Source organism: Thermodesulfitimonas sp., from assembly GCF_052743955.1.
In genome coordinates this window covers 1-8,361 of record NZ_JBRAIN010000039.1, presented here as the reverse complement: position 1 = coordinate 8,361, position 8,361 = coordinate 1, and the positions used below count along the sequence as shown (strand labels likewise).

Sequence of the window (8,361 nt, the reverse complement as noted above, 5' to 3'; positions counted from 1 at the left end):
AAGAAAAGGGTAAAATATGACATTAATTGGTATTGCTTTCATAAATAAGCTGTTGAGGTGAAGAGGAGGCTGGTCCGGTAAAAAAATTTTTTGCGTTTTAACCGAATTTTTTGGCAGGAGAAAAAGGGGCGGTAGCGAATTAGGGAGTTTAGCCAAAATACTTCCAGGAGGGGATACGGGTGAACAAAGCGGACCTGGTAGCGAGCGTTGCAGAAAAGGCAGATTTGACGAAAAAGGACGCAGAAAGGGCAATTGCGGCGGTTTTTGACAGCATTACCGCTGCGCTCGCCAACGGGGAAAAGGTGCAGTTGGTAGGTTTCGGTACCTTTGAGGTGCGACAGCGGGCAGCCAGGAAGGGGAGAAACCCCCAGACTAAAGCCGAAATCGAGATTCCTGCGGCGCGGGTGCCCGTTTTTAAAGCTGGCAAACTGCTGAAGGACGCCGTGGGTAAGTAGTTTCTCCCGGGGTGCGTTTGGATAAGTTTCTCAAAGTGAGCCGGTTGATCACCCGCCGGACGGTGGCGCAGGATCTGTTGCGGGAAGGGTTGGTGACGGTTAACGGCCGACCTGCGAAACCGGCTACACGGGTGAAGCCGGGGGATGTGGTAATTCTTTCTCTCGGCCACCGGACGATAAAGGTCGAAGTCGTTGGCCTTGCCGAGCACGTAACGGCAAAAGAAGCGCCGGGGCTTTACCGGCTTCTCGAGGACTGATGTTGTTCCCCCCGGTAACTCGGTTATAGCTAAACCGCGCGGTTAAGAGCGCGGTTTTTTATATTTTTTATAGCATTTCCGGGTGCGAAACCTATAGGCTGGCCGGTTCTACCCGCCGGTACACGCCGCATAAAATCTACGGGGAAAGAGGGGTGATACACGTGAAAGAAGCGGAGCGCCACACGGTCATTCTCGAAGAGAGAAAGCGCGTGGTGGCTGAGGGGGTGCGTCAGGTAGATGCCTTTACGGATAAGGAGATCCGTGCGGACACGGTTCTGGGTTATTTAGTGCTTAAGGGAGAGGGATTGAGCATTACCGACCTTAACCTTGATACTGGCCGGTTGGTGGTCGAAGGCCGGTTTGAAGCACTAAGCTACGCGGCAGAAAAGGGTACCGTCCGGCGGGGGGCCGGGCGCGGCTTACTAGAAAGGCTTTTTCGGTAGTGGCCACTTTCTTTTACCAACTTAAAGACTTTGGTTTTAGTGTGCTTGTAGGTTTAACGGGCGGTTGGCTTTACGATCTCTACCAGGTTTCCTTCCGGCTACTGCGGTTACGGACGCGCGTGGCGCTAGCCCTTGGGGATACTCTTTTCTGGCTTTGTCTTACCGTTTTGGCTTGTTCCCTCTTCTTTGCGGGAGATACCGGTGGGGTACGGTTCTATACTTTTCTCGGTATCCTCATCGGCTTCCTCTTTTACTGCCGGTTTTTGCGCCGGCCTGCGGTTGCGGTGACGACCTCTGCCGGGGTGACCTTTCTCCGTTTCTTACGGGCCTTAAGGTCCCTTCTTTCACCTGCTATAAAATTCTTCCGGTGCAGCGCCAGCCTTTTCCGGTAGTGGCTAGCGCGCCGCCGGTCTAAGCCCGAAGAATAATTGCCCGTAAGTTTCCGGTTGGTTAAGCAGGATTTTTTAAATTTATGTAGAAGATTCTGTAATAATTTTGTCCACATTTTGTGGACAAAGCGGTGTATAAGCGGGTCAGGTGAAGGACTTGCACGTTGAGATTAGGGGCGCCGAGAAATTAAGCTTCCGCGAACGGCAGGTTGTCGTTTTGAAAGAGATGGGGTATCCGGCGGCGGCGATTGCCCGCCGCCTGAAGCTTAGCCCTTCGAGCGTCGCTACCCTTTTTAACCGGGCGCGCCAGAAGGGCTATGAGGTGGTCATTGTTTTGCCGGGTGGGTTGTTATTACCCGACGAGGAGGAGCTGGCAGATGGCGGTGAAGGCGGCGAGCAAAACAGTTAGGCAGGAGAAGGAAACCAGGCCCAGGGTGCGTTTTGCCCCCCACCGGCTTCCGGTACTGCTTTTTATCGTTTTTTTAATTTATCTTTTGGTCGTTACCGGAAGCCAGTTTAGTCGGCTCTACGCTTTGGAGAGCAGCGTAAGGCAGGCCGAACGGGAGCTAAAAGAAGTGCGGGCCCGGAACGCCGCGCTCTGGGAGCGGGTTCGCCTTCTCCAGTCCGATGCTTACGTGGAGTCGCTAGCCCGGGAGAAGTTCGGCCTGGTAAAACCCGGAGAGGTCCCGGTGGTGGTAACGGTTACCCCCCAGCAGGGAGGGCAAGAGAGACGGCATGAAGGGGACCATAACCGGACGGGCAATACCCATTGACTTTTTAGGGAATCACTTTATTAAGGGGGTACTCGATGATGTCCTGGGCGCCGGCTTCCTTCAAAGCGGGAATCAGTTCCCGTACCCGGTATTCGTCGATCACGACCTCCACGGCAACCCAGCCGCCGTTGTTGTAAAGCGGCGATACGGTGGGCTGCTTCATAGCCGGAAGGATACCCAGGACCGCGGCGAGCTTGTCGCCCGGAACATTCATCTTAAGCCCCACCTTGGCGTAAGCGGCTAACGCCCCTTTGAGGAGCAGGGCGAGGTTTTCGATCTTGTTCCGCTTCCAGGGGTCTGCCCAAGCGGCCGGGTTGGCGTGTAGCCGCGGCGTCGATTCGAGAATTGTGGCGATTACCCGCAGGTTGTTTGCTTTGAGGGAGCCGCCGGTTTCGGTGAGGTCAACGATGGCGTCAACAAGTTCGGGCACCTTTACTTCGGTGGCGCCCCAAGAGAATTCGACGTGCGCGGTAACACCGTGGGCGGCGAGGTAACGCTGGGTCAGACGGACAAACTCGGTGGCGATCCGCTTGCCGTCAAGGTCAGTTACCTGCTGGATATTGCTGTCCTGGGCTACCGCCAGCACGAGGCGGACCGGCCGCTGCGACTGTTTGGCGTAAACGAGCTCGGCGACTTCGACGACTTGGGCTTCGTTCTCCTGGATCCAGTCGTAGCCGCTCAAGCCCGCATCGAGCACACCTTCAGAGACGTAGCGGGGAATCTCCTGCGCCCGCATAAGTACTACCGCGATTTCTGGGTCATCGATCGTAGGGTGGTAGGAGCGTCCGCTTACCGTAATGTTATAACCAGCGCGGCGGAAGAGTTGAAAGGTGGCCTCTTGAAGGCTGCCCTTAGGCAGACCGAGTCGGAGTTGCAATTTTTTCGCCTCCTGTGGCTGTGGCTTAGACTCGCGTTTTGCGACGAAAAAGTATCGGGCATTATCTTAATAGGGAAAAAGACGGGCGGTCAAGAGTGAATAAGGGACTTTTGGTGGGAATAATCCGGGGTTAGGGGGCTGCGGACTCAATATAAGGGGTGTTGCTGGTGCGCGTGGGTGTGATCGATATCGGGACTAATTCGACCCGCTACCTTTTAGCCGAGGTAGGTCCCCAAATGGTTAGCCGGGTAGAAACGGCGCTTAAAACAACCCGTTTGGGGGAGGGGTTCGTTGTCACCGGGCGATCATCCGAGCAGGCGATGGCCAGGACGGCGGCTGCGGTTGCGGAATTCTGGCGGCGGGCGCAGATAATGGGGGCCCGGAGGATTATCGCGGTGGCCACCTGCGCAGTGCGCGAGGCAGCTAACCGGGAGGATTTTCTGACGCTGATCCGCCGGGCTACTGGGCTTGAAGTCCGGATTCTTTCCGGAACCGAGGAGGCCTTTTACACCTTTCGCGGGGCTATGACCGGCCTGGCTTTCGACCCCGAGGCGACGGTGGTTGTCGATATCGGTGGCGGAAGCACAGAGATCATCTGGATGGAAAAGGGGCGGCTTATGGCCCGCAGCCTGCCGCTCGGCGCAGTTCGCCTGACCGAGCAAGGGGGCGGTGCCGAAACGGTCACTCACGTATTGGCACCTGTAGCTTCTAAGATCACGGGCCGCCGGATTATCGGTACCGGCGGTACAATCACTACGCTGGCGGCGGTAGCGTTAGCGCTACCCGCTTACGACCCGGAGCGCGTCCACGGCTACGAACTTCAGGCGGAAGAGGTGGTCGCCATGGGCGCGCGACTGGCCGCACTTTCGCTCGAAGAACGGCGTAAAGTCCCCGGGCTACAGCCGGAGCGCGCCGATGTTATCCTGGCCGGGATCCGGATTCTCACCGTTTTGCTGGAGCTAACCGGAGCTCCCGGGTTAACTGTTAGTGAGCACGATCTCCTCTACGGTGTGGCTGCTGAGGCGGTGAACGCTGTCGAAAGAAAATTAAATCATCAGCCCTGATTCTGACAGAAATTACCACTCCACCGGAGATATAGTAAGGAAATAAATTCCAGTGGGGTGGTGTGCTTGTTGCGGCGGGCGACAGAAGTTTATCCCTACAGGCGGGAAAAGACCGCGCGCCGGCGGGAGCTCCGGGTTATCGCGCGGGAGGAGGGAGCAGGGAGGGTTGCGCGAGGGGAACGGCGGCGGTCCCGTTCCGGGTTCGATCTGGCTTTTATCGTTGAAGGGTTGAGGGCGCACCGCCGCTGGTTGCCGCTTTATTTTGCCGGGTTTTTCTCGGGCGGGCGGTGTTGTTGGGCGCGCTGACTCCTTTCGGCGTTGCTTTTGCGGTGGCGGCTAACCTAAGTTACGGCGGGTGCACCTGGCCTGTATGGTTGAGCGTGGTAGCGGGCCAGGTTTTCGTTTTAAAAGGCCTTACCTGTGCGGGCGCGGTCGCCGCTACTGGCGCTACGTTGCTTCTCGTGACGCTGACACCGCAGGAACTGCTGCGCCGGCCCCTGGGGGCGCCCGGCCTCGTTGCCGCGGGTGTTTTGGTGGTCAAGACGGCCTTCCTTGCCTTCGGCGGGCCTACTCCCTATGCTTACGTGAGCATCCTGTTTGAGGCGGCTTTTGCGGGAGTGCTTACCTATCTTTTTCAGCAGGGACTCGTTGCCTGGCGGGAGAAAAAGGGCTTGCAACTAAGTGCGGAAGAACTCTTCTGTCTCACTGTTATCGTGGCCGGGGTGATCGCCGGGAGCGGGAATCTCGTCTGGGGGCCGGTTGCGGTTAAAGGGGTGCTGACGCGGCTATCCCTCCTTTTCGCCGCGGCCGCCGGAGGCGGCAGTGCGGGTGCGGCGGCGGGAGCGGTCTTAGGGGTGATTCCGGGACTGGCCTACACGGTTGTTCCCCAGGCGGTATCGAACTACGCGTTTGCCGGTTTTCTGGGCGGGTGCTTCCGGAAATTCGGCCGGCCCGGAGTGGTCCTCGGTTTTGCCCTCGGGAACATCCTGCTCGTGCTTTATGTCCGGGATGCGAACAGTTTAACCCAGATCGTGGCGGAGACCGGGATTGCGACTATCCTCTATTGGTCCCTCTTAAGTGGTACGCCGGCCTGCGGGCCTCCTTTTCCGGCGTAGTAGCTACTGCCGAGGCGTCCCAACCTTTCAGCGAGCTCGTTCTCGGGCGACTTAATGGCTGGGCGCAGGTGTTCGACGAGCTTGCGGTGACCTTTAGCGCGGCGGGGGGTCTCCGACCGGTTACGGAGAACCAACTTACGCAGTTACTGACGGAAGTTAAAGAGCGGGTCTGTGGCAACTGCCCCTTGCACCGCACTTGCTGGCAGTGGGAGGAGCGCCAGGCGACGACCGTCTTCCGGGAGGCGCTGAGTACCCTCGAGGGTAAGGGACAGCTTCAGCCCGGGGACCTGCCCGAGTATCTCGAGAAAAGATGCGTCAAGCTGAAAGAACTGACCCTCACCCTTTCGCTGCTTTACGAGGCTTATCGCCTGAACCGCTACTGGTACCGGCGGATGGTAGAGAGCCGTGCGGTGGTGGCGGAGCAGCTGCGGGGTATTGCCGGAGTCCTGCAGGATTTCGCGGGTGAGCTCGGTGCGGGTCTTGCCCAGGTGGCGGCAATCGAGGCGGAGCTTCGGGAAATGGCTCGCAACGGCCGGCTGCGCATCGAGGATCTGCGGGTTTCCCTCCGGGATGACGGGCAGATAGAGGTGCATGTTTGCACGAAGGCCTGCACCGGAAATCTTTACTGCCAGCGGGTGGTGGCTCCTGTAGTGTCGGATGTGGCCCGGCGGGTTTACTCCGTGGCGCATACAGCCTGCCCGCTCCGGGAAGGAGAGGAGGAGTGCTGGTTTACCCTCTACGCCGCGCTTCGTTTTCGGCTGGCGGTGGGAGTGGCCGCAGCGGCGAAGGAGGAGGTTTCGGGGGATACCTTCTCGCGCCTCCAGATGGCGGGCGGCCGCTACGCCTTGATTCTGAGTGACGGGATGGGCACCGGCGCGCAGGCAGCCCAGGAAAGTGCCACTGCGGTTTCGCTTTTGGAGCTTCTTTTAAAGGCCGGCTTCAGTGCGGAACTAGCGGTTAACACGGTAAACTCGCTGTTGCTCTTACACGCACCCGGAGAAAGCTTTGCCACGGTAGATATGGCGGCCTTCGACCTCTACACGGGGAAGCTCCAGTGGGTAAAAATCGGTGCAGCCCCCGGTTTCCTTTACCGCAGCAACGGCACCGCGGAAGTGATCCGGACGCCTTCCCTGCCGGTAGGGATTGTTAACCCGATCGAAGTACTGGTGGCGGAACGAGAGCTAGAGGACGGGGATTTGGTGGTGCTGGTGACGGATGGCCTCCTGGAAGCGTGGCGGGGCGAGGAGGGCAAAGAGGAATGGCTGGTGGAGTGCCTTGCAGAGGCCGGTACCGGCGAGCCGCAGAAGATCGCGAGTTTCATCCTCAACCGGGCGCATTTTGTGACGGGGGGAGCGCTGCCGGACGACGCGACGGTGGTGGTGGCCCGCGTGGTTAGCGCATAAAAGCTCTTTTAGGAAGAAGGGAAAAGGGGGAAAGCGTGGAAACTTTAAAGCCCGGGGTGGTCTTTTCTGGATATTCTGCCGCAGGTACGGGAAACTATCAAGCATTTCGGGATGTTTGCACCGGGAGATACGGTGGTGGTGGGCGTTTCCGGGGGGCCCGATTCGGTCGCCCTGCTTGACCTTTTGTCCCGGTTACGCGATGAGTTAGGGCTTAAGCTTCACGTGGCCCATCTCAACCACCGTTTGCGGCCGGAGGCGGCTGAGGAGGCCGAATTTGTCCGCCGGCTCGCTTCCGGTTACGGCCTGCCGGTTACCGTGGATGCGGCCGACGTTCCTGCGTATGCCGGCGAGCGGCGCCTGTCTACCGAGATGGCCGCCCGGGAGCTCCGGTACGCCTTTTTTACCCGCGTGCTCGGCGCGGTAGGCGCAGCGAAGGTGGCGCTAGGACACCAGGCCGATGATCAAGCCGAAACGGTGCTCATGAACCTTCTCCGGGGGACGGGACCAGCGGGGCTTAAAGGAATACCGCCGGTGCGCGGGCCGTTCGTGCGGCCGCTTATTGAGGTGCGGCGCGCGGTCATCGAGGCCTACTGTGCCTCCCGGGGACTTAAAACCTGTTACGATGCCTCAAACATCCAGACGGCTTACCGCCGGAATAAGATCCGTCACGAACTCCTTCCGCTGCTGGAGCGAGAGTATAATCCGGCGCTTGTACCTGCTCTTGGTCGCCTGGCAGCGGTTCTCCGGGAAGAAGAGGAATTCCTGGCGGCGGAAGCCGCGAAGGTTTACACTGGCCTCCGCAGTGTCGCGGCGGCGGGCGTTTATTTTGACGGAGATGCCCTTGCTTTGTTGCCCCGGGCGATAGCCCGCCGGGTGGTGCGTCTGGCTTACCGGGAAGTAACGGGAAGCGTTTACGACCTTGATTTCCTCCATACAGAGGAGGTGCTAAGGTTGCTGGAGCGCACCACCGGCAGGGAAGTGGCTCTGCCCCGGGGGGTGAAGGCGGTCCGGCTTCACCGGCGACTACTTTTCAGAACTGGTGAGCTACCAGTGGTTCCTGACTTCTGCTATCCGCTTCCTGTTCCCGGTGTAGCCGTCATTAGGGAACTAGGAATGGCCGTTAAGGCCGAGCTTGTGGCTCCCGGGAGGGACCCTGCCACCTTGCCGCCGCAGGAAACACTCCTCGATTATGAACAGGTAAAGCCCCCTCTCTTCGTGCGGCAGCGCTGCCCGGGGGACTTCTTCTATCCCTTAGGCTACCCGGTGCCCGTACGGCTCAAGGACTTCTTTATCAACCAGAAAATCCCGCGTTACCAGCGGGATAAAATCCCCCTCGTTGTTGATGCTACCGGTATCTTATGGGTTGCCGGTGTGCGCCCGGCAGAGTCGGCGCGGGTAACCTCTCAGACGAGGCGCTGTCTTCACCTAGAGCTCATTTCCCTGGAGAAAAACGAGTTATAATTAATCGGTTTGCGGGGAAAAGCAGGAAAAAATTTACCCTCCGGCGAAGAATCTATATTAAGGCTCCCATCTGCGGTGTTATGGGCTTGTAAAAGAATTGTGGCTGTGGTATAATTTATTGGTT

12 protein-coding genes are annotated in these 8,361 nt (G+C 58.7%); 11 read left to right on the top strand and 1 reads right to left on the bottom strand.

The genetic code is table 11. The features are described from left to right. Positions 1-179 precede the first annotated feature (179 nt). The 6 genes from ACUVTA_RS04850 to ACUVTA_RS04825 all read left to right on the top strand — a co-directional run bounded on the left by ACUVTA_RS04850 (position 180) and on the right by ACUVTA_RS04825 (position 2,317). Entirely contained in the window at positions 180-455 is a 276-nt protein-coding gene (locus tag ACUVTA_RS04850) for an HU family DNA-binding protein (protein ID WP_123930676.1), read from the top strand. An 11-nt stretch (positions 456-466) separates the two neighbouring features. Beyond that, positions 467-712 (top strand): RNA-binding S4 domain-containing protein, encoded by a 246-nt coding sequence (locus ACUVTA_RS04845; protein WP_445951845.1) that lies wholly within the window; start codon positions 467-469, stop codon positions 710-712. 152 nt (positions 713-864) lie between these two features. Beyond that, on the top strand, positions 865-1,155 hold the full coding sequence (locus tag ACUVTA_RS04840; RefSeq protein ID WP_445951844.1) for a YabP/YqfC family sporulation protein: 291 nt from the start codon (positions 865-867) through the stop codon (positions 1,153-1,155). Beyond that, on the top strand, positions 1,155-1,547 hold the full coding sequence (gene yabQ / locus ACUVTA_RS04835; protein WP_445951843.1) for a spore cortex biosynthesis protein YabQ: 393 nt from the start codon (positions 1,155-1,157) through the stop codon (positions 1,545-1,547). The genes ACUVTA_RS04840 and yabQ overlap by 1 nt, the downstream gene beginning before the upstream one ends. 145 nt (positions 1,548-1,692) lie before the next feature. After that, complete coding sequence (locus ACUVTA_RS04830; RefSeq protein ID WP_445951842.1) at positions 1,693-1,953, top strand: RNA polymerase sigma factor; 261 nt, start codon at positions 1,693-1,695, stop codon at positions 1,951-1,953. Continuing rightward, positions 1,922-2,317, top strand: a complete 396-nt coding sequence (locus ACUVTA_RS04825) for an FtsB family cell division protein (RefSeq protein WP_445951841.1) — start codon at positions 1,922-1,924, stop codon at positions 2,315-2,317. Before ACUVTA_RS04830 ends, ACUVTA_RS04825 begins: the two co-directional genes overlap by 32 nt. A 4-nt stretch (positions 2,318-2,321) precedes the next feature. On the opposite strand, the gene hisG is transcribed toward ACUVTA_RS04825, so the two are convergent. Next, positions 2,322-3,194, bottom strand: coding sequence for an ATP phosphoribosyltransferase (hisG, locus tag ACUVTA_RS04820; protein WP_445951840.1), 873 nt, complete (start codon positions 3,192-3,194; stop codon positions 2,322-2,324). 167 nt (positions 3,195-3,361) lie between these two features. Here hisG and ACUVTA_RS04815 point away from each other — a divergent pair, with 167 nt between their 5' ends. The 5 genes from ACUVTA_RS04815 (at position 3,362) to tilS (ending at position 8,237) form a co-directional block, all read left to right on the top strand. Further along, positions 3,362-4,258 (top strand): Ppx/GppA phosphatase family protein, encoded by an 897-nt coding sequence (locus tag ACUVTA_RS04815; protein ID WP_445951839.1) that lies wholly within the window; start codon positions 3,362-3,364, stop codon positions 4,256-4,258. Positions 4,259-4,327: 69 nt separating this feature from the next. Then, complete coding sequence (locus ACUVTA_RS04810) at positions 4,328-4,564, top strand: hypothetical protein (RefSeq protein WP_445951838.1); 237 nt, start codon at positions 4,328-4,330, stop codon at positions 4,562-4,564. Next, entirely contained in the window at positions 4,552-5,373 is an 822-nt protein-coding gene (locus tag ACUVTA_RS04805; RefSeq protein ID WP_445951837.1) for a hypothetical protein, read from the top strand. The genes ACUVTA_RS04810 and ACUVTA_RS04805 overlap by 13 nt, the downstream gene beginning before the upstream one ends. Next, positions 5,322-6,776, top strand: coding sequence for a SpoIIE family protein phosphatase (locus tag ACUVTA_RS04800; protein WP_445951836.1), 1,455 nt, complete (start codon positions 5,322-5,324; stop codon positions 6,774-6,776). The genes ACUVTA_RS04805 and ACUVTA_RS04800 overlap by 52 nt, the downstream gene beginning before the upstream one ends. Before the next feature lie 111 nt (positions 6,777-6,887). Further along, on the top strand, positions 6,888-8,237 hold the full coding sequence (gene tilS, locus ACUVTA_RS04795) for a tRNA lysidine(34) synthetase TilS (protein WP_445951835.1): 1,350 nt from the start codon (positions 6,888-6,890) through the stop codon (positions 8,235-8,237). Positions 8,238-8,361 lie beyond the last annotated feature (124 nt).